This window comes from Plantactinospora siamensis, assembly GCF_042434095.1.
Classification (GTDB): Bacteria; Actinomycetota; Actinomycetes; order Mycobacteriales; family Micromonosporaceae; genus KBS50.
In genome coordinates, this window is the sequence record NZ_JBHLUE010000026.1 from 466,237 (window position 1) to 488,482 (window position 22,246).

At 73.0% G+C, this 22,246-nt stretch carries 23 protein-coding genes; 9 read left to right on the forward strand and 14 right to left on the reverse strand.

All coding sequences use genetic code 11. From position 1 onward, the window contains the following. Positions 1-4: 4 nt before the first annotated feature. Together ACFFHU_RS27470 and ACFFHU_RS27475 are read right to left on the reverse strand one after the other, a co-directional pair. A complete protein-coding gene (locus ACFFHU_RS27470; protein ID WP_377343216.1) occupies positions 5-646 on the reverse strand; it encodes a hypothetical protein in 642 nt (213 codons plus the stop codon). A 96-nt stretch (positions 647-742) separates the two neighbouring features. Beyond that, positions 743-1,765, reverse strand: a complete 1,023-nt coding sequence (locus ACFFHU_RS27475; protein ID WP_377343217.1) for an Acg family FMN-binding oxidoreductase — start codon at positions 1,763-1,765, stop codon at positions 743-745. 159 nt (positions 1,766-1,924) lie between these two features. Here ACFFHU_RS27475 and ACFFHU_RS27480 point away from each other — a divergent pair, with 159 nt between their 5' ends. Beyond that, positions 1,925-2,506 (forward strand): DoxX family protein, encoded by a 582-nt coding sequence (locus tag ACFFHU_RS27480; RefSeq protein ID WP_377343219.1) that lies wholly within the window; start codon positions 1,925-1,927, stop codon positions 2,504-2,506. A gap of 111 nt (positions 2,507-2,617) precedes the next feature. Here ACFFHU_RS27480 and ACFFHU_RS27485 read toward each other — a convergent pair whose 3' ends face one another. The 3 genes from ACFFHU_RS27485 to ACFFHU_RS27495 form a co-directional block, all read right to left on the reverse strand. After that, positions 2,618-3,202 carry a CYTH domain-containing protein gene (locus ACFFHU_RS27485; RefSeq protein WP_377343220.1) on the reverse strand — a complete coding sequence of 195 codons (585 nt, stop codon included), beginning with the start codon at positions 3,200-3,202 and terminating at the stop codon, positions 2,618-2,620. A 79-nt stretch (positions 3,203-3,281) separates the two neighbouring features. Beyond that, positions 3,282-3,734 carry a pyridoxamine 5'-phosphate oxidase family protein gene (locus tag ACFFHU_RS27490; protein ID WP_377343221.1) on the reverse strand — a complete coding sequence of 151 codons (453 nt, stop codon included), beginning with the start codon at positions 3,732-3,734 and terminating at the stop codon, positions 3,282-3,284. Positions 3,735-3,967: 233 nt separating this feature from the next. Beyond that, positions 3,968-5,809, reverse strand: a complete 1,842-nt coding sequence (locus ACFFHU_RS27495) for a GAF domain-containing sensor histidine kinase (protein WP_377343224.1) — start codon at positions 5,807-5,809, stop codon at positions 3,968-3,970. Between the two features lie 209 nt (positions 5,810-6,018). On the opposite strand from ACFFHU_RS27495, the gene ACFFHU_RS27500 reads away from it, so the two are divergent. Then, positions 6,019-6,507, forward strand: a complete 489-nt coding sequence (locus ACFFHU_RS27500; RefSeq protein ID WP_377343225.1) for a universal stress protein — start codon at positions 6,019-6,021, stop codon at positions 6,505-6,507. A 184-nt stretch (positions 6,508-6,691) separates the two neighbouring features. Here ACFFHU_RS27500 and ACFFHU_RS27505 read toward each other — a convergent pair whose 3' ends face one another. The 3 genes from ACFFHU_RS27505 to ACFFHU_RS27515 all read right to left on the reverse strand — a co-directional run bounded on the left by ACFFHU_RS27505 (position 6,692) and on the right by ACFFHU_RS27515 (position 7,682). Next, the gene (locus ACFFHU_RS27505; RefSeq protein ID WP_377343226.1) at positions 6,692-6,883 is read right to left on the reverse strand and encodes a DUF397 domain-containing protein; all 192 of its coding nucleotides are present in this window, start codon (positions 6,881-6,883) and stop codon (positions 6,692-6,694) included. Positions 6,884-7,065: 182 nt separating this feature from the next. Then, positions 7,066-7,257, reverse strand: a complete 192-nt coding sequence (locus tag ACFFHU_RS27510; RefSeq protein WP_377343226.1) for a DUF397 domain-containing protein — start codon at positions 7,255-7,257, stop codon at positions 7,066-7,068. After that, entirely contained in the window at positions 7,248-7,682 is a 435-nt protein-coding gene (locus ACFFHU_RS27515; RefSeq protein ID WP_377343228.1) for a DUF5753 domain-containing protein, read from the reverse strand. The genes ACFFHU_RS27510 and ACFFHU_RS27515 overlap by 10 nt, the downstream gene beginning before the upstream one ends. Before the next feature lie 28 nt (positions 7,683-7,710). Between ACFFHU_RS27515 and ACFFHU_RS27520 the strand changes: the two genes are divergently transcribed. Beyond that, a complete protein-coding gene (locus ACFFHU_RS27520) occupies positions 7,711-8,001 on the forward strand; it encodes a hypothetical protein (protein WP_377343230.1) in 291 nt (96 codons plus the stop codon). 124 nt (positions 8,002-8,125) lie between these two features. On the opposite strand, the gene ACFFHU_RS27525 is transcribed toward ACFFHU_RS27520, so the two are convergent. Then, positions 8,126-8,785, reverse strand: a complete 660-nt coding sequence (locus ACFFHU_RS27525; RefSeq protein WP_377343231.1) for an AMIN-like domain-containing (lipo)protein — start codon at positions 8,783-8,785, stop codon at positions 8,126-8,128. Between the two features lie 92 nt (positions 8,786-8,877). After that, the gene (locus ACFFHU_RS27530; RefSeq protein ID WP_377343233.1) at positions 8,878-9,393 is read right to left on the reverse strand and encodes a potassium channel family protein; all 516 of its coding nucleotides are present in this window, start codon (positions 9,391-9,393) and stop codon (positions 8,878-8,880) included. Positions 9,394-9,622: 229 nt separating this feature from the next. Between ACFFHU_RS27530 and ACFFHU_RS27535 the strand changes: the two genes are divergently transcribed. Both ACFFHU_RS27535 and ACFFHU_RS27540 read left to right on the forward strand, forming a co-directional pair. Further along, on the forward strand, positions 9,623-11,446 hold the full coding sequence (locus ACFFHU_RS27535) for a family 43 glycosylhydrolase (RefSeq protein ID WP_377343234.1): 1,824 nt from the start codon (positions 9,623-9,625) through the stop codon (positions 11,444-11,446). Positions 11,447-11,547: 101 nt separating this feature from the next. Then, entirely contained in the window at positions 11,548-12,675 is a 1,128-nt protein-coding gene (locus tag ACFFHU_RS27540) for a lectin (RefSeq protein WP_377343236.1), read from the forward strand. Between the two features lie 65 nt (positions 12,676-12,740). On the opposite strand, the gene ACFFHU_RS27545 is transcribed toward ACFFHU_RS27540, so the two are convergent. Continuing rightward, positions 12,741-14,219 (reverse strand): glycoside hydrolase family 10 protein, encoded by a 1,479-nt coding sequence (locus ACFFHU_RS27545; protein ID WP_377343238.1) that lies wholly within the window; start codon positions 14,217-14,219, stop codon positions 12,741-12,743. Positions 14,220-14,618: 399 nt separating this feature from the next. On the opposite strand from ACFFHU_RS27545, the gene ACFFHU_RS27550 reads away from it, so the two are divergent. Then, on the forward strand, positions 14,619-15,494 hold the full coding sequence (locus tag ACFFHU_RS27550) for an alpha/beta fold hydrolase (protein ID WP_377343240.1): 876 nt from the start codon (positions 14,619-14,621) through the stop codon (positions 15,492-15,494). A gap of 92 nt (positions 15,495-15,586) precedes the next feature. On the opposite strand, the gene ACFFHU_RS27555 is transcribed toward ACFFHU_RS27550, so the two are convergent. Continuing rightward, a complete protein-coding gene (locus ACFFHU_RS27555; RefSeq protein WP_377343241.1) occupies positions 15,587-16,474 on the reverse strand; it encodes an SGNH/GDSL hydrolase family protein in 888 nt (295 codons plus the stop codon). Positions 16,475-16,615: 141 nt separating this feature from the next. Here ACFFHU_RS27555 and ACFFHU_RS27560 point away from each other — a divergent pair, with 141 nt between their 5' ends. Both ACFFHU_RS27560 and ACFFHU_RS27565 read left to right on the forward strand, forming a co-directional pair. Next, complete coding sequence (locus ACFFHU_RS27560; protein ID WP_377343242.1) at positions 16,616-17,272, forward strand: class I SAM-dependent methyltransferase; 657 nt, start codon at positions 16,616-16,618, stop codon at positions 17,270-17,272. 203 nt (positions 17,273-17,475) lie between these two features. Continuing rightward, positions 17,476-18,636: an MFS transporter gene (locus ACFFHU_RS27565; RefSeq protein ID WP_377343245.1), complete on the forward strand. Its 1,161-nt coding sequence runs from the start codon at positions 17,476-17,478 to the stop codon at positions 18,634-18,636. An 83-nt stretch (positions 18,637-18,719) separates the two neighbouring features. Here ACFFHU_RS27565 and ACFFHU_RS27570 read toward each other — a convergent pair whose 3' ends face one another. Continuing rightward, entirely contained in the window at positions 18,720-19,391 is a 672-nt protein-coding gene (locus ACFFHU_RS27570) for a nucleoside/nucleotide kinase family protein (RefSeq protein ID WP_377343247.1), read from the reverse strand. Between the two features lie 45 nt (positions 19,392-19,436). Continuing rightward, entirely contained in the window at positions 19,437-20,027 is a 591-nt protein-coding gene (locus tag ACFFHU_RS27575; RefSeq protein ID WP_377343248.1) for a nucleotidyltransferase family protein, read from the reverse strand. 72 nt (positions 20,028-20,099) lie between these two features. Here ACFFHU_RS27575 and ACFFHU_RS27580 point away from each other — a divergent pair, with 72 nt between their 5' ends. Further along, the gene (locus ACFFHU_RS27580) at positions 20,100-21,857 is read left to right on the forward strand and encodes a (2,3-dihydroxybenzoyl)adenylate synthase (protein ID WP_377343250.1); all 1,758 of its coding nucleotides are present in this window, start codon (positions 20,100-20,102) and stop codon (positions 21,855-21,857) included. Positions 21,858-22,246 lie beyond the last annotated feature (389 nt).

Genomic DNA, 22,246 nt, shown 5'->3' on the forward strand with positions numbered 1-22,246 from the left:
CGGCTCAGTTCGCCAGCGCGGCCGCCCGCCGGCCGGCCTCGGCCGGCGTGAGCACCTCGCCGTCCAACACCACGGCCTCGAACCGGTCCAGGGCGATCCGTTCGAAGATGGCGCCGGACAGCCGCGCGAACGGTGCCTCGGGCACCAGCTTGATCGAGGTCGTGACCACGATGGTGGGCATGGTGCGCGCGAGGCTCGCCGTACCGATGCTGTTGAAGATCGCTGTCGGGCCGACGGCGTCCGCGCCGACCAACCCGGTGGGCTCGGCCGTCCCGACCGGCTCCGGCAGCCGTCCCACCACCGTGTCCACCAGCATGCTGCCCGCGACGGTACGGACCGGGCCACCGCGGCGGGCCAGCAGCTCGACGGCCGTGGCGATGCTCCGGTCGACGTCCCGGTCGATCCCGTACAGCAGCGCGCGCAGGGCCGGCACCCGATCGGGCCGGCGGGCGGTCCGGGCCACCAGCCAGGCCGGCGCGCACCAGGTGAGGCGCCTTTCGATCAGGTCGAGCGCGGCGTCCAGCGCGGTGCCGTCATCGAGGACCTCGAACAGGGCGTCGATCACGTTCCGGGTGACGTCGGTCGCCCCGGACCGCTCATCCTCGACGGCCGCCACGAGTCGGGACGGCAGTACGGCGTGGGCCATGCAATTTTCTCCTCTGGCACGTCTTGGCACCGTGACTGTAGAGGGCGGCTGACCGCGACGCCGGACCCGGTGTCCGTTCGGGATCACCGCCCCTGGTCACCGGTCCGATGCCGGGGCCGACCCCCGGTAGCCGGGCAGGAGCACCTCCGCCAGCGGCCGCCGCGGCGTGGCCGCCATGCCCACCGTCGCCCGGCCGATGCGCAGCACCGTCTGCACGACCAGGTCCGAGGCGCTCTCGTCGAGCAGGGTCCGCAGCGCGGGCACCTCGATGGCCTGGCTCAGCGGCGTCACCGCGAGGCCGCGTACGGTGGCGGTCAGCCAGAGCCGCTGCAGCGCCAGTCCCGCGGTCAGCCACCGGGCGGGTCCGTCGCCGGCGGTGCGCACCAGCAGCAGCGTCGGGTCCCGCTCGAAGCGCACCACCGACGTGGCGTCGCCGTGCGCGGCGCCGAAGTCCCGCAGCGGGAGCGCGCCGTGCACGTCCCGCGGCCCGAACGCCTGCCGGGGCACCCCGTCCCGCCGACCCACCCCGCCCGGGGTGGTCCACGCGGCCAGCTCGGCCCGGTACGCGTGCCGCGCGCTGAGCCGATGGTCGGCCGTGCGGGTCAGGGCCAGGATCCCGGCGGTCAGCGGCGGGTCGGCCACGAGCAGCTCGGCGCCCTCGGCCTGCACCGCCCGGCGCAGCTCCTCCAGGTGCCGGTCCGGCACCGGCTCGTCGGCGAACGGCCGCCGGTTGGTGTGCCGGTGCGGGATGGCCGCCGCCAGCGCGGCCAGCTCCGCCGCGGCCGGCGCCGGTGGGCCGATCGTGACCCGCGCGACCACGTCCGACCGTTCCGGATCGGGTCGGAACCGCACCAGCGCGGCCCGGCCCAGCGCCCGGATCGACACCCGCAGGTTGAACAGCGCCGCCCCGACGCTCAGGAGCAGCTCCCGACCCTCCGGGTCGGCGTCGCGCAGCTGCCGGTCCCGATCAACCAGCACGTCCACGAAGCCGTTCCGGGAGACGCCGAACAGCCACGGCTGGGTGTTGTGCACCGACGGCGCGGCGGTGGCGGCCAGCAGGCACCGGCGCAGCGCGGGGCCGGCTTCGCCGCTCGACTCGTACCAGAGAAGTTCTTCCATGCCGCGAGCGTCGCGCCGACGCCGGGTCCGCGACCACCGCCGTCGGCCCGTCCCGGCGCGGGACGTTGGTCCCGTTCCGGTCGGGAGCTTGGACCCGGGTGCTCGGGCGCCCGGGCGACCACGCTGAAAGGTGACAGAGACGATCGGCGGGAGGACATCATGAGCATCACCCGGAACCACACCGCGCATCCCGAGCTCGCCGAGGCGCCGGGCTCGATGCTGAGCGCGACCGCGGCGCGGGCACTCGCCGTGCTGCGCATCTCCACCGGATTCGTGTTCCTGTGGGCGTTCCTCGACAAGACCTTCGGCCTCGGGTACGCCACCCCGTCGGCCAAGGCGTGGATCCACGGCGGATCGCCGACCCTGGGCTTCCTGAAGTCGGTCGACGTCGGCCCCTTCCAGTCCGCGTTCCACTCGATGGCCGGCACCTGGTGGGCCAACTGGGCGTTCATGCTCGGCCTGCTGGGCATCGGCATCGCCCTCATCGCCGGCGTCGGGCTGCGCATCGCGGCGGTCTCCGGCGCGCTGATGATGGCCCTCATGTGGTTCGCCGAGTTCCCGCTCGCCCAGCACACCGCGGCCGGCAAGCCGAGCGGCTCCACCAACCCGATCACCGACTACCACTTCAGCTACGCCGTGGTGCTGGCGGTCCTCGCGTACGCGTACGCCGGCCACACCTGGGGGATCGGTCGCTGGTGGGCGAAGCTGCCCTTCGTCCAGCGTCACCGCTGGCTCATCTGAACCTCTCGCCAGAGGGTGCCCGGCTCCGCCCGGGCACCCTCGTCTGCGTGGCGGAGCAGTTGTCAACACCTGTGGATCGGTTGGGTTCACGGGTTCGGCAGGCCGGTGAGTTCAGGGGCTCGGCGGGCCGGCCGGGACCGGCCTGATGCCATAGTCGGCGAGCCAGCTGAGCAGGTCGTCGCGGCGGGCGTGCACGAGAGAGCCGCCGGTGAAGCGGGTGTCGTCGGTGACCTCGGCGACGCTCTGCGCGGGCGGGACAAAGGAGCGCGCCGCCTCGTCGGTGGTGAACTCGACCTCGGCCAGGATCAGACCGTGCAGCGGCGGGTCGAAGACGTCGATGCCCAGCGGTGGGACGCTCAGCCGGGTCTTGGACAGCGTTGCGGCGGGCAGGCGGGCGAACAGCTCGTATTCGGCCGGGGACAGGTAGATGTTCGTGATCAGTCCCTGGACGTGGCCTGGCCGTTCGGCGGGCACCTTCTGGGTGAGCTTGAGCTCGCAGGCGCCGCCGGGGAGGCTTTCGGCCCGTCGCAGCCGCAGCCGCGTGCCGGCCAGGTACCGGTCGGTGATGCGGCGGCTGGCGGTGACCGCGGCCGGCAACGGTGCTCTGGCCAGCAGGAACCGCCGCTCCCGCTCGGCCCGCGCGTACTTCCCCTCGCGGACGGGCTCGGCTGGCATCGAGTCCTTCTGCGGCGTCATGCGGTCCTGCCTACTTCGCTTGTCCGGGTCCCTCAAGATACGCCTCCAGAGAGGCCCATCCACGGGGGTCGGGAACCCGCTACCGCGCCGGAGCGGAAGGGTCGACGCTCAGCCGGCGACCGGTGAGGTGCTGCAGGGGTACGGCGATCATCCGGCCGTCCCGGGCCGACGCGGCGCCGGTGGCCGGCAGCCGGAAGGCGAGCTCGGCCAGCCGGCGGGTGTCGAGCACCTCGTACGCCGGGCCGATGCCCAGGACGCTCCAGCCGGTCCCGCCGGCCGGGTCGATCTGGTCGATCTCGAAGGCCAGTACGGCGTGCCGCCGGGCCGCCGCCAGCTTCCCGCCACTCACCGTGCGGAACACGACCTCCTCGCCGTCCAGCACGTACGTCACCGGGTGAACGGCCGGCATGGCGCGCTCGGTGAAGACGACCCGACCCACCACGCCGGCGGCGAGCAGCCGCAGGCATTCGGCCCGGTCGAGTTCGGCCGGGCCGTCGGCCTGGGCCGCGGCACGGGCATCGGAGCTGGTCACGCATTCCACGGTCGCCCAGCCCGGGTGCGGCTGCGAGGGCCGAAGGTCCCGAGCGGGTCGGGACAATCGCGTGGGGCGGCCGGCCCGACCGGCGGTGATCAACACGTTATCGGCGTAGTTGGGGGGTTGTGGTCGGTCGTATCCCCCGGGTACGCCGATGTTGTGCTGATCAAGCATGGTGCGGTCCGGGCGTCCAGGAGTCCGGGCTGGACGGTCGGTTGGTCAGCCGCGACCTAGCCGAGCGGGATCGACCAGCACAGGTGCGTGCCGGTCGGCTGCCGGGCGTCGATCCGCAGCGTCCCGCCGTGCCGCTCGGCCCGCCGGCGCAGGTTGGCCAGCCCGCTCGACCGGGTGGCCGCCCCGATACCGATCCCGTCGTCGCGGACGTCGAGCGTCAGTGTGTCGGGCCGGGCGGCGATGTCGACCTCGGCGCCGCGGGCCCGGGCGTGCCGGGCCACGTTCGTGAGGGCCTCCCGGAGGACGGCGGAGAGATCCTCGACGATCTCGTCGCTGAGGCTGTTCTCCAGGACGCCGGAGAACCGGACGGCCGGCTCGAAGCCGAGCGCCGGCGCCACCTCCGCCACCACGGCGAGCAGTCGGCCGCGTACGCCGGACGCGCGGGTGCCGGGCGGCTGGTTGAGCTGGAAGATCGTCGTCCTGATCTGGCTGATGGTGTCGTCGAGGTCGTGCACGATGCCGGTGATCCGGTCGGCGGCCCGGCCGGAGCCGAGTTGGGCGGCGACGCTCTGCAGGGACAGGCCGGCCGCGAACAGCCGCTGGATGACATGGTCGTGCAGGTCGGCGGCGATCCGGTCCCGGTCGTCCAGCATGGCGGCGCGCTGCTGATCGGCCCGGGCGCTGGCCAGCTCGATGGCCACGGCGGCCTGGTTGGCGAAGCTCGCGGCCATCCGCAGGCCGTCGGCGGTGAAGCTTGGGCGTCCGCGCTTCCGCGCCGCCCAGAGCACGCCGTGGATCCGGTCGGAGCCGTTCAGCGGCACCGCCAGCACCGAGCCGAGGTCGACGGCGGCGTCCGCCAGATCCGCGCCGATCTGCTCGGCGGGCGTGTCGATCCGCAGCGGCTCGCCCGTGCGGAACACCTGCCCGGAAAGCGAGTCGGCGACCCCGACGCGGTGGCCGAGGAAGGAGTCGGCCCCGGCCCCGACGGCCACCTCGAAGACCAGCTCCTCGCCGTGGTCCTGGTCCGGCAGCACGACCGTGACCAGGTCGGCGCCGGCGATCTGCAGGGTGCGTTCGGCGATGGCCCGCAGCGGTGGGCTGAGGTCGGTGGGGTCGGCGGCGAGCAGTTGCCGGGTGATCGCTCCCGAGGCTTGCAGCCACTCCCCGCGGGACCGGGAGGCCGCGTACAGGCGGGCGTTGTCGATGGCCGCGGCCGCCGTGGCGGCCAGCGCCGTGACCAGCTCCTCGTCCTCGGCGCTGAACTCGCCGTTGGTGCTCTGCGACAGGTAGAGGTTGCCGAAGATCTCGTCCCGGATCTGGATCGGTACGCCGAGGAAGCTGTCCATCGGCGGGTGGTGTGGCGGGAAGCCCGAGGAGCGCGGGTCGTCGGCGATCCGCCGCAACCGGATCGGGCGCGGGTCCTCGATGAGGGCGCCCAGCAGGCCCTTGCCCTGCGGGAGGTGGCCGATCGCGGTGGCGACGTCCGGCGGCATCCCGGTGTGCACGAACTCCGTGAGGCCGCCGGCGGGGGAGATCACCCCGAGCGCGGCGTACCGCGCGCCGACCAGGTCGCGCGCGGCCTCCACGATCCGCCGCAGCACCGTGGGCAGCGCCAGATCCCCGATGATCAGCTGGTTGGCGCGCAGCAGCCCGCGCAGCCGGCCCTGGGTGGCCATCACCTCCTGAGCCCGGTCGACCAGCTGGGTCAGCAGCTGGTCGAGCTCCAGCCGCGGCAGGTCGGGAAAGGTGATGGCCGGCCGCTCCTGCTCCGGCCGCTCCAGCTCCGGCCGCTGGGGCCCGGGCGGTCCGGCGGCGTCGGCGGCCCTGGCAGCGTCAACTGGCCGGGTGGGGCCCGCGGGTTCGGGCAGTCCGGCGGCCTGCGACGAACGGACGGTCACCGCTGGCCTCCTCGGTCTCGGTCCAGGCACGGGCATCCCCTTGGTATCACGAGCCGGAACGCGGGGCCAGATCCACGAGCCGCCGAAGCCGGCCAGGGCCGGCCGACCGGGGGCGCCGGGACCATGGTCCCGGCCGGCTCCCCCAACCGGCTCTTAACAGAAGCGCCCGCAGCAGGCACCGTAATAGCAGGGGTCGGAGGGAGGACGCCATGACCGCGATCCAGGGCGCCGGGCCGCGCGTCGTCGTCGGGGTGACCGACTCGAAGGGCAGCCGGTGGGCGCTGGCCTGGGCGGTGGGCGCCGCACGGCGGTACGGCCTGCCGCTGACCGTGGTCTGCGCGTACTCCACCACGGTCGCGGCGGTGCACCCGTTGCCGGTGCACGACTGCCAGCGGGAGGCCGCGGAGGAGGTCGTGCGGCTGCTGTTCGCCGAGGTGTGCGGCGGCGTGCCGGCCGACGTGCCGGTGGCGGCCGTGTACGCCATGGACCTGCCCGGCCGGGCGCTCACCGAGACGGCGCACGCCGAGGATCTGTTGGTGATCGGCACGAGCGGCGGCCTGGGCGGCGGCACGCGGAGGTACTGCGCGCGGCACACCCGCTGCCCGCTCGTCGTGGTGCCCCGGGCCGAGGCCGCCGAGCTGCTCGGCAGCCCGGTGAAGGTGGCCCGGCGACACCGGCGCGACGTACCGGCCCTGTGACGGTCGCCCGGCAGTCGCTCCCGGCCGCCGCGGGCCCGGGTCGAGCAGTCCTCGGGCGGTCGCTTCCGGGCACCGCGGACCCGGGACGAACGGTCGCCCGGCGGTCGGGTCCGGCCGCCGCAGGCCCGGGATGGGACGACCCCCGGTCCGCTGCGAGGCGGATCGGGGGTCGGGATTGTTCCGGTCAGCGCTGCTCGGGCAGGCCCTTGACGAAACTGGTCCAGGAGGCGGGGCTGAATGTCAGCACCGGGCCCTGCCTGTCCTTGCTGTCCCGCACGCCGACGATCCCGGTCAGGTTGGCGGCGACCTCGACGCAGTTGCCGCCGTTCCCGCTGCTCCGGGTGCTCTTGCGCCAGCGAGCGCCGGTCAGGTCCATAATTCGACCGCCTTCGAGATCGTGCCCGCGGCATCGCCTCGGTCCAGACAGATTTTATTGCCGTTACGCCAGTGTTAGGCCGACGCCCGCTCAACGATCGAGCCCGGCAACTGGTTGTCCAGGCTGGAATACGACGACCCCCGGCCCGCCGCGAGGCGGACCGGGGGTCGGGATTGTTCCGGTCAGCGCTGCTCGGGCAGGCCCTTGACGAAACTGGTCCAGGAGGCGGGGCTGAACGTCAGCACCGGGCCCTGTCTGTCCTTGCTGTCCCGCACGCCGACGATCCCGGTCAGGTTGGCGGCGACCTCGACGCAGTTGCCGCCGTTCCCGCTGCTCCGGGTGCTCTTGCGCCAGCGGGCGCCGGTCAGGTCCATTGTTTGACTGCCTCCGAGATCATGTTCATGGTCTGACCATGCGGCATCGCCTCCGCCCGGACAGATTCCCATTGCCGCTTGAGCCAGTGTACGTCTGGCGTCCGCTCAACGATCGAGCCCCGCAACTGGTTGTCCAGGTACGCGACGTCGTCGCCCTCGGCCGGTGTGGCCAGCACGAACGCGCCGTTGAGCCCGGGGTACGCGCCGATGCCCCTGGGCACGACGTGCAGGTGCACCCGCGGCCGGTCGCCCACCGCCAGCAGGTGCAGGAGCTGGTCCCGCATCACCTTCGCGCCGCCGACCGGTCGCTCCAGGACGGTGTAGTCGAGCACCGCCACGAACCAGGTGGTGCCGCCCGAGGCGCCGAGGTTGCCCTCCTGAAATAGGCTCCAGGGTCGGCTCCGCGCCGTGCTGGACGGCGTCACCGAGACCAAGTTGGACGGGGAGGGCACGATGACCGACGACAGCGCCTGGCGGGAGATCTCCGAGCGGCTCGACGCGCTGGGCCAGCGGCTCAAGCAGCACTACGCGCAGGCCGGTGACGGCGATCTGCACGGCGCCACGCAGACGCTGCGCGACCGGGTTCAGGAGGCGTTCGACGCCACAGGGCGGGCGGTGGAGGACGAGGCCGTGCGGGCGGACGTGCGCGAGGTCGGCCGGATGCTCGCCGACACCCTGGCCGACACGTTGGGCCGGATGAGCGACGACGTCCGCGAGACGCTGGGCCACCGACGCCGTCCCTGACCGGCCCTGCGCTGAGCCGGCCCTGCGCTGAGCCGGCCCTGCACGGGGCCGGCCCTGCGCTGGGCCGGCCCCGTGCCTGGGCTGAGCCGGCCCTGGTCGGCCCGGCTTCGGCCGGCGAGGTCGCTCAGGTGGCCACGTCGACGTAGATCCGTCCGGGCAGCTCGCCGGCCCGGTAGGCGGCGGTGTCGCTCAACACCAGCACCACGGTCACCACCCCCTCGAAGTCGCCGGTCACCACGTACCCGCGCAGCATGGGACAGCCCGGCGTGCCGGTACGGGTGACCGTGGGCGTTCCGGCCTCGTCGTGGGCGGCGAGCGGTTCGAACCGGATCTGCAGGAACCGCCGGCCGGGCATGGCGAACGGTCGACCCGTGCCGTCTGCGACCGGGCGCGCGACGTACCGGAGCTGGTAGCCCGGCAGCGCGCCGGAGACGTCGAAGACGGTCCGGTCGAAGCCCTCGGCGGGATGCCGCGCGGTCCGGATGCCCACCAGCGTGGGTACGGGCGGGACCGCCACCGCGTGCCGGACGGTCACGGCGCCGGTCGTCCAGCCGCTCGTCGTGGCGGTCGGCGAGGGCAGCTCCCGTACCGGCGCCGCCGGGGCGGCGGTGGCCGGCGGCGCCGCCGGGGCGGCGGTGGCCGGCGGCGCCGCCGGGGCGGCGGTGGCCGGCGGGTTGAAGCCGGCGGTGGTGGGTGTCGTCGGTGTGCCGGTTCCGCCGTTGCCGCAGCCGGCCACGGCGAGGGCCAGCGCGAGCCCGGCGACCGACGAGATCAGGCGCTTCATCGTGCGCTCCTTCGTGGTCGCTCTCCCTCCAGGATGTCGCGGCGGGGCGGCGACGGGCAGGGACGTTGGACCCGCCCCGGGCGCCGGTCGGCCTACCGGCTGAGCGGTCCCCGCGACGAGGCCGCCGCATCTTCCGCGCCGGCCTCCGTGGGCACGGTCAACATGCGCAACCGGTTCTCGACCTCGGTCAGCCGGACGAGGACGGCCTCGACCGCGACGCGGATGTCGGCCTCGGCCCGCTCGATCCGCCGTTCCTCGTCGCCCACCTCGCCCACCACGATGGCGGACGCGGCCACCGCGGTGAGGAACGCGAACGAGCCGATCCCGACGAACATCAGAGCCGCGCCGACGAGCCGGCCGGGTGTGCTGACCGGCACCACGTCCCCGTAGCCGACGGTGGTGACCGTGGCCACCGCCCACCACAGCGCGGTGCCGAGGTCGGGGAACTGCCCGGGATCGGTCCGCAGCACCAGCAGGGCAGCCCCGGCCACGGCGGTGAGCGAGACCGCCGCCACCAGAATCAGCGCCTGCGACCAGGTGAGGCGGGGACGGTGCCGGATCCGGGCCCGCAGCGGCCGGAACGCGGGCCTACGGCGTGCGTTCGCCATCGCGGCCTCCCCCCTCGGGACCCGACTGCGCGGTCCGTCCCATCGAACGCCATCGGCCGCCCGGACCGGCAGGGCCGACCGGCCCGGTCGAGCGGTGCCCAGGTCCCGTCGAGCCGCGCGGCCGGCCCGGACCCGTGGGAGCGCTCCATTGACAGTAATGAATCAAACGCTTAACATCCGATCTCTGGACATCGAAATCAATGAGTTGTATTCATCCGGAGGCTCCGGCATGTTAGCGATAACACCCAGGATCAACCGGGCGACCAGACGCAGGATCGCCCTCGTCGTGACCCTGTTCGCCGTGCTGGGGCTGCTCCCGGCGATAGCCCGGGCGGACAACCCCATCGTGCAGACCATCTATACGGCCGACCCGGCGCCGATGGTCTACAACGGCCGGGTCTATCTCTACACCGGGCACGACGAGGACAACTCGACGTGGTTCAACATGAAGGAGTGGCGGGTCTGGTCGTCGGCCGACATGGTCAACTGGACCGACCACGGTTCGCCGTTGAACATCGCGAGCTTCAGCTGGGCCAGGTCCGACGCGTGGGCCGGGCAGGCGATCTACCGCAACGGCAAGTTCTACTGGTACGTGCCGATGACCGTGCGCGCCACCGGCCAGATGGGCATCGGGGTGGCGGTGTCGAACAGCCCCACCGGACCGTTCACCGACGCCATCGGGCATCCCCTGGTGAGCAACGGCCAGATCGACCCCACGGTGTTCATCGACGACGACGGCCAGGCATACCTGTACTGGGGCAACCCGGATCTGTGGTACGTCAAGCTGAACGCCGACATGGTGTCCTACTCGGGCAGCCCCACGAAGATCCCGCTCACCACGGCCGGCTTCGGCACCCGGACCGGTGACGCCAACCGGCCCACCCTCTTCGAGGAGGGGCCGTGGGTCTACAAGCGCAACGGCCTCTACTACATCGTGTTCGCCGCGAAGTGCTGCTCGGAGTTCATCGCGTACTCCACTGCGCCGGGCCCGACGGGACCGTGGACGTACCGCGGGACGATCATGCCGACCCAGGGGAGCAGCTTCACCAACCATCCCGGCGTGATCGATTTCAACGGCGGGTCGTACTTCTTCTATCACAACGGCGCCCTGTCCGGCGGCGGCGGATTCACCCGGTCGGTGGCCGTGGAGAAGTTCGCCTACAACGCCGACGGCACGTTCCCGACGATCAACATGAGCACGACGGGCGCGCCGCAGATCGGCACGGTCAATCCGTACCTGCGGCAGGAGGCCGAGAGCATCGCCTGGGAGTCCGGGGTGGAGACCGAGGCCACCACCGGCGGCGGCCGGAACGTCAGCAACATCGAGAACGGGGACTACATCAAGGTCAAGGGCGTCGCGTTCGGTACGGGCGCCAACTCGTACACCGCGCGGGTGGCCTCGGCCAACAGTGGCGGCACCATCGAGTTGCGGCTGGACAGTGCCACCGGCCCGCTGGTGGGGAGCTGCCGGGTCGCCGGCACGGGCGGCTGGCAGAACTGGACCGACACCACCTGCCCGGTCAGCGGCGCCACCGGCACCCATGACCTGTACCTGCGCTTCACCGGCGGTAGCGGGTTCCTCCTCAACGTCGACTACTGGCAGTTCACTCCGAGCGACGGCGGGCCGCCGCCGTCCAGTCCGCCGCCGAGCAGCCCGCCGCCGTCGAGCCCGCCCCCGTCGAGCCCGCCGCCGTCGAGCGCACCGCCGTCGAGCGCGCCCCCGTCGAGCCCGCCGCCCACCAGCAACCCGCCCGCCACCGGCGCCTGCGCCGCCAGCTACCGCACCACGAACTCCTGGTCGGGTGGCTTCCAGGGCGAGGTGACGGTGACCGCCGGCTCGGCGGCGATCAACGGGTGGACCGTCAAGTGGACGCTCGGCAACGGCCAGAGCATCAGCCAGGTCTGGAGCGGCACGGCGACCATCAGCGGATCCACGGTGACCGTCCGCAACGCGTCCTACAACGGCTCGCTCGGCGCGAACGCCTCCACCACCTTCGGCTTCCTGGCCAACGGCTCGCCGTCGACGCCGTCCCTCAGCTGCACCAGCCCCTGATTCCGCGGGCGGCGGCCACCGGCCGCGGCCCGGTCGCCGGCGCCGGCGGTGGAGGAGACCCTCCGCCGCCGGCGCCGGCCCGCCCGAGAGAGGAAGAGATGATGCGTACCAGGGCAGGATTGCTCGCCGCGGGGGCCGCGCTGGCTCTCGCGGTGGCTGGTGTGGCGGCGGGCCCGGGTCCGGCCAGCGCCGAATCCAACGGCGGGGTCCGGGTGATGCCGCTCGGCGACTCGATCACCGAGGGCACCCAGGTGCCCGGCGGCTACCGGATCGGCCTCTGGCAACGGCTCGCCAACGGCCGCTACACCATCGACTTCGTGGGGTCGCAGTACAACGGTCCGAGCAGTCTCGGCGACCATGACCACGAGGGCCACCCCGGCTGGCGGATCGACCAGATCGACGCCAACATCACCGGCTGGCTGAACACCTACCAGCCGCACACCGTGCTGCTGCACATCGGCACCAACGACATCCTGCAGAACTACAACGTCTCCACCGCGCCGAACCGGCTCTCCACGTTGATCGACCACATCACCGGCACGGCGCCCACCGCCGAGGTGTTCGTCGCGCAGATCATCCCGCTGGCCAACTCGGGCCAGGAATCGGCGGTCCGCACGTTCAACGCCGCCATCCCGGGGATCGTGCAGAGCAAGGTGAACGCCGGCAAGCACGTCCACCTGGTCGACATGCACAGCGCGCTGACCACCGCCGACCTGACCGACGGCATCCACCCCACCGCCACGGGCTACGACAAGATGGCCGCCGTCTGGTACGGCGCCCTGCAGGCCGTGTCCGGCAGCATCGGCTCGCCGGGCGGCTCGACGCCGCCACCGCCGACCGGCGGGCAGGAGATCGTGGGCGCCCAGTCCGGCCGGTGCGTCGACGTGCCGAACGGCAGCACCACCAACGGCACCCAGGTGCAGCTGTACGACTGCTGGGGCGGCACCCCGCAGCGCTTCACCTACACCTCCGGCAAGCAACTGCAGGTGCTGGGCGCCAAGTGCCTCGACGCCAATAACAAGGGCACCACCAACGGCACCACCGTGATCATCTGGGACTGCAACGGCCAGACCAATCAGCAGTGGAACGTCAACTCCGACGGCACGATCCGCGGCGTGCAGTCCGGTCTCTGCCTCGACGCCAGCGGCAACGGCACGGCCAACGGGACGAAGATCATCCTCTGGTCCTGCAGCGGCGGCGCCAACCAACGCTGGAGCCTGCGCAGCTGACCTGAAAGGAAGGGCCCCTTCTTATCGCTTTCTGTATAGGAAGGGGCCCTTCCTAACGCCCTTCGTCAGGAACTCGTGCAGCTGACACCGGTCGCAGGGGCCGCGCTGCCGGTGCCGGTGAATCCGAACGAGGTCGCGCCGCCGGCCGCCACGGTGCCGTTGTACGCGGCGTTGCGCACCGTGACCGAGCCGCTGGTGCCGGTGTTCACCCCGCTCCAGAGGCTGGTGATGGTCTGCCCGCTCGCCAGCGTGAAGCGCACGGTCCAGCCGTTGATCGCGCTCGACCCGCCGTTGGTCACCGCGACGCTGACCTGGAAGCCGCCGGGCCAGCTGTTCGTGACCTGGTAGGTGGCCGTGCACCCGGCCCCGCCGGGCGGCGTGGTGGTCGGGGGCGCGGTGGTCGGCGGCGCCGTCGTGGGCGGAGCGGTCGTCGGGGGCGCGGTGGTCGGTGGCGCCGTGGTGGGCGGCGCGGTGGTGGGCGGCGGGCTGGCCGGCCCGCTCAGCGCCGCGACCGTGGCGTTGTACGCCGGCTTCGGCTGGTAGTTGGCGTCGTAGAACATCGCGGCGCCGTACCCGGGGAAGGTGCCCGGGATCCAGGAGTGACCGTCGTCCACGCCCCACTGCGAGATGCCCACGCACCGGGGTACGGCGAGGCACGCCTTCACCACGTTGCCGTAGTCGGTGCCCTGCTGTTGCAGGTTGGCGCTGCTGGCCGGCAGCGGGATGCGGTCATCCAGCTCGGTGACGGCCACGTCGAGGCCCAACGCGGCGAACCGCTGCATGTTCTGCAGCAGCGAGGACGGCACCTGACCGACGATGAAGTGGCTCTCCAGGCCGATGCCCTGCAACGGCACGCCCTGGGCCAGCATCTGCTGCGCCAGCGAGTAGAGCGCGTTGCTCTTCGCGTTGACGCCCTCGATGTTGTAGTCGTTGATGTAGAGCCTGGCGTCCGGGTCGGCCGCGTGCGCCGTACGCAGCGCGTCGGCCAGGTATCCGCTGCCCATGGCCTTGTAGAACGCGTCCTGTCGGAGCGAGCCGTCCTCGTTGAACGGCTCGTTGATCACGTCCCAGGCGTACACCTTGCCGCGGTAGTGGCCGGCCACGCCGTTGATGTGGCTCTCCATGGCCGCCTGCACCTGGTTGGTCGGCAGGCTGTTCACCCAGGAGGGCAGCTGCGAGTGCCACACGAGGTTGTGGCCGCGTACCCGCATGCCGTGCGACTGGCCCCAGTTGAGGATCTGGTCGCCCCGGCTGAAGCTGAACGAGCCCCGGGACGGCTCGGTGGCGTCCCACTTCATCTCGTTGCCCGGCGTCACCATGTCGAACTGGGCCGCCGCCACCGAGCTCTCGGCGCTGTTCGTGACGTCTCCGGACGTCATGGCCGTGCCGAAGTACCGGCCCTGCGCCTCGGCCAGGGTCTTCACCGCCGTCGCGGCCTGCGCCGGCGCGGCCACCGCGACGGCCAGCGCGGCCACGGCCGCGAGTGGCGTGGCGGCCGCCCCGATCCCGGTCCAGAGACGTGCTCTGGCGTTTCGTGATCTCATTGCTGCCTTTCCGCTGCATGCTGTTAGCGCTAACATTTGGAACTCCCACCGGCGTTCCGGTGCGGATGATGAGTGCGGGCCGTCCGAACCGCGTACGTCTGTTCCCGCACGGGTGGTCGGGGACGGCCTGGCTGGTCGGGTGCGTCGAAGGCCGCCGGCTCAGCGGCTGGCACCGTAACCGGCCCATGGCGGGACCGGCGCTGCCCGTACGCCGTCGCGTGTGCCGTGGTCCCGATCGTGAGGTTCACACCCGACGACCGCAATGTCAAGCATCGAGAGGCGTCGAATGATACGACCGTCGCGGCGGCGGCGCCGGTGGCCGGGTGAGCACCGGTGAACGGGTGTAGAAGCCCCGGGGTCGGGTAGCCCACGGCCGCATCAGTCATCGAAGGAGGGGCGATGGGTGGCGGGCGGGTTCCGGAGTCCTTCACCGAGCAGACGGCGCGGGTGGGCGCTGTAACGATCAACTACGTCCGGGGTGGTCGGGGCAGCACGCTGCTCCTGCTGCACGGCTATCCCCAGACGTGGTACATGTGGCGCAAGGTCCTGCCGGAGCTTGCCCGGCACCACACGGTCATCGCGCCCGACCTTCGGGGGGCGGGCGGCAGCGACGCCCCGGCCGACGGGTACGACAAGAAGACGCTCGCCGCCGACGTGCACGGGCTGCTGACCCAGCTCGGCCTGGACGGCGACGTCAATGTGGTCGGACACGACATCGGAACCATGGTCGCGTACGCGTACGCCGCCGCGCACCGCGACGAGGTGCGCAGGCTGGTGCTGACCGAGGCGCCCATCCCGGATCAGAGCCTGTACCAGTTGCCGACGCTGACCTCGCGGGGTCCGGGCTTCTGGAACATCGGCCTCTTCAGCGTTGCCAACGGCCTGCCGGAAGAGACGGTGGCCGGCCGCGAGGAGCGGTGGGTCGATCGGTTCATCGACTCGATGGCCGTCCAGAAGGACGGCATCGGCGCCGACGACGTCCGGGAGTACGCCCGGCACCTGCGGGACGACGCCCACCTGCGGGCCAGCTTCGGCTACTTCCGGGCGCTGCCGCGCGATGTGGCCGACAACGCCGAGAACGGCAGGACGAAGCTCACGATGCCGGTCCTCGCCCTCGGTGCCCGGGCGAGCCTCGCGGAGGCGGTGCCCAGCCAGGTCGAGCGGTACGCCACCACCGTGACCGGCGGTGTCATCGAGGACTCCGGCCACTGGCTCTTCGAGGAGCGGCCGGCCGAACTCACCGCGCGACTCATGGAGTTCCTGCGAGAGTCCTGACCCGCCACCCGGGCGCCGGCCCCGGGGCCTGCCGGCGGCCGGATGATCCGGCCCCGCCGTGAGCGGCGGGGCCGGTTTCCGGCGTACGTGGATCAGAGCTGGGCCAGCACCGCGTTGGCCATGCCCTGCTCGCCGGCGGCGTTCGGGTGGAACGGCGCGGCCGAGTTCTGCGGCACCAGCCCCTCGACCCACCGGGTGCCGCTGCTCTTGCAGCTGTCGTGCCCGATCGACGGCGTGTACGTGTCGACGTAGCTGGCGTTGTTGGCGCCGGCCGTGCTCGCCAACATCGCGTTGAGCGCCTTCTCGACGCCGCGCAGGTACGGCACGTCCTGGTAGGCGATCGGGACCACCGGCCAGCAGCCGTACCCGCTGTCCGGCAGGATCGCGGGATAGCCGACCACCGCGACCCGGGCGTTCGGGGCGGCCGAGTGCACGGCCCGCAGCACCGCGGCCACCTTCGGCGCGGTGGCGTCGATCCTGGCCCGCAGCTGGTCGGTGCCGCCGGCGGTGTACCGGTTCTTGCACGGCGAGCCCAGCGGGCTGTTCACGCTGTCCTGCGCGCAGGTGGTCATGATGCTGGAGAAGCCGATGTCGTTGCCGCCGATCTGCACGGTCACCAGCGCGGTGGCCGAGTTGACGGCGCTGACCTGCGGCGGGACCGAGATGCCCAGCTCGCCGCTGCCGCCGCTGAGGATGTCGTCGGTGGTGGCCCCGGAGCAGCTCACGTCGGCGAACGAGGAGGAACCCGCGGACGCGGCGACCAGGGACGGGAAGTTGCGGTTGGAGCGCAGGCAGTTCAGGTCGACCTGCGAGGGGATCAGCGGACCGGCGGCGTACGAGTCGCCCAGCGAGACGTAGCGGCCGGCGGGCACCGCGGCGCTGGCCGGCGGGGTGACGGCGAGCAACGCACCGGCGGTGGCTGCGGCGAACGCGACCATCCGGGCGGCCGTCCGGTGGAACGGCGGGCGAGGACGGATCATGGCGCCTCCCAGGGCAGAAGATCACGGGGTGCCGTGATTCTGTCCGCGGCTAACGTCATGCGTCAATATTTACAGCGTTGTTTCATTGCCGGCCGCCAAGACCGGTTCCGGCCCTGCCGGGGCACACGCTAGTTTGAGATCATGACGCCGACCGAGGCAGCCGGCACGCGCCGCAGCTACGACACGGTGGCCGAGCGCTACGCCGCCGAGATCGGCCAGGAACTGCCCGGCAAGCCGCTCGACCGGGCCCTGCTGGACGCCCTCGTCGAACTGGCCGCGGGCGGCCCGGTCCTCGACGTCGGGTGCGGGCCCGGGCACGCCACCGCGCACCTGGCCGGGCGCGGCGCCCCGGCGGTCGGCCTCGACCTCTCGCCGGGGATGTGCCGGGTCGCGCGCGCCAAGACCGGGCTGCCGTACGCCGCCGCCGACATGACCGCGCTGCCCGTACGGTCCGGAGTGGCCGGTGGGGTCGTCTGCTGGTACGCCCTGATCCACCTCGACCGGGCGGCCCGGGCCGCCGCGTACGCCGAGTTCGCCCGGGTGCTCCGGCCGGGCGGCCACGCCCTGCTGGCCTTCCACACCAGCGACGCCGACGCCGAACCCGGCGACGCCACGAGCTTTACCACCTGGTGGGACCGGCCGGTCGAGCTGACCTTCCGCTACCTCGACCCGGCCGACGAGACCGCGGCCCTGAGCCGGGCCGGCCTGCACCTCGCGGCCCGGGTCGACCGGGCGCCGTACGCCGACGTCGAACACCCCAGCCAACGCTCCTATCTGCTGGCGCGCCGACCGTCGTAGCCGGCCGGCGCCAGCGACCCGGAACGGGCGGTGACCCGGAGAGGCCGCCGGCCGAGCCGGCCCGGCGCGGCTACCGCCGCCGTACCGCTTGTGGCAGTCTGATCCACCGAGTCGAATGCCTGCTGCGGGCCGGCAGCGGCCGCCGTGCGCCCGTACCCGCTCGCCCTCGCCCCCCACGTGCCCCGCCGAGGAGAGTCCACCCCATGACCGCGACCGCGTCCCGCGGCACCCTCACGTTCTACCGTCCCTACCTGCCACTGTTCGGGGCCATCTTCTGCTGCCTGCTGGGGATCGGCGCGTCCCTCGCCGTGCTCCCGTTCCTCATCCTCGACCAGTTGCACGGCAGCCGGATCGAGGTGGGTGTGGTGGTGGCCGCGGTGGCCGTGGCCGCGGTCATCTGCCGGCCCATCGCGGGTCGCCTCGGCGACCGGCACGGACATCGGGCGGTCATGCTCGTCGGCGCGCTCTGCTGCGTCCTGGCCGGCCTGGGATATCTGGTCGCCGGGAACGTGCCGGCGCTGATCGCGGTCCGGATCGTGCACGGCATCGGCGAGGGCGCCGTCTACACCGGCGGCGCCGCCTGGCTGGTGGCGATGGCCCCGGCCGACCGGCGCGGCCGTATCGTCGGCCTCTACGGCATCTGGATGTGGCTCGGCATCACCCTCGGCGCGCTGCTCGGAACCGTGCTGCTGCGCGAGGCCGGCGGGTATCCGGCGGTCTGGATCGGCCTGGCCGTGGCCGCCGCGGCCGGGCTGGTGCTCGTGCTGAGCCGCCCGAGTCCGCAGCGGGCCCCGGCCGCCGCCGGTCGGCCGGAGCTGCTGCCGCGCAGCGCCATCGCGCCGGGCATCGCGCTCTCGCTCGCCGGCTTCGGGTACGCGGCGCTGGCCGCCTTCGCCGCGCTGCACCTCGCGGCGCGGGGCATCGACAACGGCATCGCCGCCTTCAACGCCTTCGGCTTCACCTACGTCGGGGTGCGCCTCTTCGTCAGCGGCCTGCCGGACCGGCTCGGCGCGGCGCGGGTGGCGCTCTGGTCGGCGCTGGTGGAGGCGGTCGGCCTGCTCCTGGTGGCGGTCGCCACGAACCTCGTCGTGGCCATCCTCGGCGGGCTGGTCATCGGGGCGGGCCTGTCGCTGCTCTTCCCGTCCCTCGCGCTCATGGTGATCAACCGGTCGGAGCCGGCGCACCAGGGCGCGGCCCTCGGCGCCTTCACCTCGTTCTGGGACCTCGGCCTGGTGGGCGGCGGCCCGCTGGCGGGCCTGGTGGCCAGCCTGGCCGGCTACCCGTCGGTGTTCTGGGCCATGCTCGTGGCTGCCCTGCTCTCCGCCGCCATCTCCGCCCGCTCCCTGGCGCGCCCGGCCGGCTGACCACCGCCGACCGGTGCGGCCGCGGCCGCCGTCCCGGGTGGCCGGCGCGCGCCGGCGGTGGCCGCCGCACCGGGTGGCCGCCGTCAGGGCGCGTCGCCGAGCCGCCGCACGAGATCCGAGGGTACGACGAGGTCGGCGCGGTCGCGGGTGGCGGTGATCAGCGCGGCGTTGCGCTCGTCGGTGCCGGTGGCCCAGGCGCGGGCCGCCGCCGGGGTCTTGCCGAAGCGGACGTGCCGGTCCACCAGCCGGCGCAGCCGCTCCCCGGGCTCCAGGTCGACGTACCAGACCTCGTCGAACAGGTCCCGCAACCCGGTCCACGGCGGCTCGTCCAGCAGCAGGTAGTTGCCCTCGCTGATGATCAGCCGGGCGGACCGGGGCACCGGGATGGCGCCGGCGAGCGGCTGTTCGAGGTCGCGCTCGAAGCTGGGCGCGTAGACGGTGCCGTCGCCTGCGGTCCGCAGCCGGCGCAGCAGCGCGGCGTACCCCAGGGCGTCGAACGTGTCCGGCGCGCCCTTGCGGGCCCGCCGGCCCAACCGGTCCAGCTCGACGTCGGCCAGATGGAAGCCGTCCATCGGCACGTGCGCCACCCACTCGCCGGCCGGCAGCCCGGGCGGCGGATCGGGCGAGAGGGCCGCGAGCAACTCCGCGGCCAGGGTGCTCTTGCCCGAGCCCGGGGCGCCGGCGATGCCCAGCAGCGCCCGGGCGCCGCCGGCGGTCAGCGCCCGCGCCCGGTCGACCAGGTCCGCGAGGATCACCCGGCAAGTATCCGGCCGGGTCGCCGGGGCGGCCGGGCCGGCCCGTCAGGTGAACCGCAGCAGCGCCTCCGGAGTGTCCACGTCGACGTCGTCCGCCACGTCCCCGACGGCCACCACCCGGACCAGGTCGGCGTGCGACCGCAGGTAGTCGCGCGCGCCGTGGTCACCGACGGCCGTGGCCGCCACCCCGGCCCAGTGCTCCCGACCGAGCAGCACCGGATGGCCCCGCCGAGCGCCGTAGCCGCCCATCACCAGCACGTCCGGACCGGCGTGCCCGGCCACCCGGCGCACCGCGTCGGGCGTCACCCCGGGCATGTCCACGAGCAGCACCACGGCCGCCGTCGCCGGCGTGCCGGCCAGCGCCGCCAGGCCGGCCCGCAACGACGAGGCCATCCCGGTCGGCCAGTCCGGATTTTCCGCGTACGTCAGCTCGGGCGCCGCCGCGCGGACCCGCGCCGCCTCCGCGCCGATCACCACGAGGGTACGGGCGCAGCCGCCCGCCTCGGCCACCTCGACCGCATGCCGCACGAGAGGCCGACCCCGATACCGCACCAGCGCCTTGGCCATGCCGTAGCGGCGCCCGCCGCCGGCGGCGAGGACCAGGCCGGCCACGTGCGGACCATCGGCCGGCTCCATGCCCGGAGGATATCGAGGTACGCCGCCGGTCGGCGCGCTTCCTCGCCCACCGCGTCGGCCGCTAGATTCGCGGTGACTCCGCCGGTGCGGATCGTGGTCACCATTCCCGACGGGAGGTGCGACGAGTTGGACGGCGTCGTCCCGTTCCCGCCCGACTTCGCGGCCCGGTACCGGGCCGCGGGCTACTGGCGCGGACGGGTGCTCGGAGATCTGCTCCGGCCCAGCCCCGGCGGCGACTCGGTGGCGGTGGTCGCCGGCGGTGACTCGGTGGCGGTGGTCGCCGGCGGTGACTCGGTGGCGGTGGTCGCCGGCGGCGACTCGGTGGCGGTGGTCGATCCGGCCGGCCGCCGGTGGGCGTACGCCGAGCTGGACGACCTGGCCGACCGGTTCGCCGCCGGGCTGGCCGACCTGGGCGTGGCCCGCGGCGACCGGGTCGTGGTCCAGCTGCCGAACATCGCGGAGTTCGCCGTGGTGAGCATCGGCTGCTACCGGCTCGGCGCCATCCCCGTGTACGGCCTGCCCGGTCACCGGCAACGCGAGATCGGCTACCTGATCCGGCACTCGGACGCGGTGGCGTACGTGGTGGCCGACCAGCACCAGGGGTTCCGCTACCCGGAGCTGGCCCGCCAGGTCCGCCGGGAGGCGCCCGCGCTGCGCCACGTCGTGGTGGTGGGCGATCCGGACGGTTTCACCGGCTACGCCGACCTGCTGCTCGCCGAGCCGCGCGAGCTGCCGGGCCCCGATCCGTCCGATGTGGCCTTCTTCCTGCTCTCCGGCGGCACCACCGGGCTGCCCAAGCTGATTCCACGGACCCACGACGACTACGCGTACCAGTTGACGGCGACCGCCCGGGCCTGTGGCATGGACGAGCACGGCTGCTATCTGGCGTCGCTGCCGGTGGCCCATAACGCCGCGTTGGGTTGCCCCGGCCTGCTCGGCACGCTGGCGGTCGGCGGAAAGGTGCTGCTGCCGCCGAACCCCAGCCCGGACGAGGTCTTCGAGCTGATCGGAAGCGAGCGGGTCACGCTCACCACGCTCATGCCGCCGATGGTGCAGATGTGGCGGGACGCGCTGGAATTCTTCGACGTCGACCTGTCCGGGCTGCTTATCCAGGTGGGCAGCGCGCACCTGTCTCCGGAGCTGGCCCGCGGCATCTACACCGAGATGGGTTCCCGGCTCACCCACTGGTTCGGGATGGCCGAGGGGATCCTCACGTACACCCGGCTCGACGACCCGATCGACGTCATCGTGCACACTCAGGGCCGCCCGCTGGCCGAGGCCGACGAGATCCGGGTGGTGGACCCCGAGGGCGCGGACGTGCCCCCCGGCGAGGTGGGCGAGCTGCTGACCCGCGGCCCGTACACGATCCGCGGCTACTACCGGGCGCCCGAGGTGAACGCCACGGCCTTCACCGCCGACGGGTTCCTGCGCACCGGCGACCTGGTGCGGTTCACCCCGGACGGCAACATGGTGGTGGAGGGCCGGCTGAAGGACGTCATCAACAAGGGCGGTGAGAAGATCACCGCGGCCGAACTGGAGGACGTCCTGCACCTGCATCCCGCTCTGCGTCGCGTCGCGGTGGTCGGGGTGCCGGACCCGGTCATGGGCGAGGTCCCGTGCGTCTTCGCGGTCTGCGCCGAGCCGGTGCCGACGCTCCGGGACGTGCGGGAGTACCTGCGGGAGGCCGGGGTGGCCGGATACAAGCTGCCGGACCACTTCGAGGTGGTGGACAGCCTGCCGCGCACCACGGTCGGCAAGATCGACAAGAACCGGCTGCGGCAGAGCCTGTCGGCGCCGTCGAGCGGTCTCCCGAATCCTGGGAGGGGTTGACCGAGCCGGACCCGCGCCCGTCGACTCCGCCGCGGGTCGGACAGCCGGCCGTGACCTGCCATTCAGCCCGCCACGGTCGGGCCGACGATCACGGTCGGTGGCCGCGCCGGCCCCTCGACCGCATTGCCCGCGCGCCCTTTGCTCTGCTGCCTCCCACGCCCCACTCCGCGTCCGATAATCGGACAACTGCCGGCGCGTGGAGGGCAGCAGAGCAAAGGGAGCGGAGACGGTGCGGCCATGGGGGATGAGGGCGGCGATTCCCGGGCAGCCGGCGTCGCCGGCAACCCTCTGACCAGCGGGGTTCGTCCAACCAGGGCCGCCGTCGGGGCCGAGCCGGAGTCCGGTGGGCCGCAGCAATCCGTTCCAGCTGTCGGGATGCCGTGCCGGAT

Coding starts and splice junctions, on each gene's coding strand:
- ACFFHU_RS27545 (WP_377343238.1), bottom strand. CDS start 14,219: ATGAGATCACGAAACGCCAGAGCACGTCTCTGGACCGGGATCGGGGCG.
- ACFFHU_RS27500 (WP_377343225.1), top strand. CDS start 6,019: ATGACCGCGATCCAGGGCGCCGGGCCGCGCGTCGTCGTCGGGGTGACC.
- ACFFHU_RS27530 (WP_377343233.1), bottom strand. CDS start 9,393: ATGGCGAACGCACGCCGTAGGCCCGCGTTCCGGCCGCTGCGGGCCCGG.
- ACFFHU_RS27535 (WP_377343234.1), top strand. CDS start 9,623: ATGTTAGCGATAACACCCAGGATCAACCGGGCGACCAGACGCAGGATC.
- ACFFHU_RS27555 (WP_377343241.1), bottom strand. CDS start 16,474: ATGATCCGTCCTCGCCCGCCGTTCCACCGGACGGCCGCCCGGATGGTC.
- ACFFHU_RS27540 (WP_377343236.1), top strand. CDS start 11,548: ATGCGTACCAGGGCAGGATTGCTCGCCGCGGGGGCCGCGCTGGCTCTC.
- ACFFHU_RS27560 (WP_377343242.1), top strand. CDS start 16,616: ATGACGCCGACCGAGGCAGCCGGCACGCGCCGCAGCTACGACACGGTG.
- ACFFHU_RS27550 (WP_377343240.1), top strand. CDS start 14,619: ATGGGTGGCGGGCGGGTTCCGGAGTCCTTCACCGAGCAGACGGCGCGG.
- ACFFHU_RS27575 (WP_377343248.1), bottom strand. CDS start 20,027: ATGGAGCCGGCCGATGGTCCGCACGTGGCCGGCCTGGTCCTCGCCGCC.
- ACFFHU_RS27485 (WP_377343220.1), bottom strand. CDS start 3,202: ATGACGCCGCAGAAGGACTCGATGCCAGCCGAGCCCGTCCGCGAGGGG.
- ACFFHU_RS27480 (WP_377343219.1), top strand. CDS start 1,925: ATGAGCATCACCCGGAACCACACCGCGCATCCCGAGCTCGCCGAGGCG.
- ACFFHU_RS27505 (WP_377343226.1), bottom strand. CDS start 6,883: ATGGACCTGACCGGCGCTCGCTGGCGCAAGAGCACCCGGAGCAGCGGG.
- ACFFHU_RS27565 (WP_377343245.1), top strand. CDS start 17,476: ATGACCGCGACCGCGTCCCGCGGCACCCTCACGTTCTACCGTCCCTAC.
- ACFFHU_RS27520 (WP_377343230.1), top strand. CDS start 7,711: ATGACCGACGACAGCGCCTGGCGGGAGATCTCCGAGCGGCTCGACGCG.
- ACFFHU_RS27525 (WP_377343231.1), bottom strand. CDS start 8,785: ATGAAGCGCCTGATCTCGTCGGTCGCCGGGCTCGCGCTGGCCCTCGCC.
- ACFFHU_RS27510 (WP_377343226.1), bottom strand. CDS start 7,257: ATGGACCTGACCGGCGCCCGCTGGCGCAAGAGCACCCGGAGCAGCGGG.
- ACFFHU_RS27470 (WP_377343216.1), bottom strand. CDS start 646: ATGGCCCACGCCGTACTGCCGTCCCGACTCGTGGCGGCCGTCGAGGAT.
- ACFFHU_RS27475 (WP_377343217.1), bottom strand. CDS start 1,765: ATGGAAGAACTTCTCTGGTACGAGTCGAGCGGCGAAGCCGGCCCCGCG.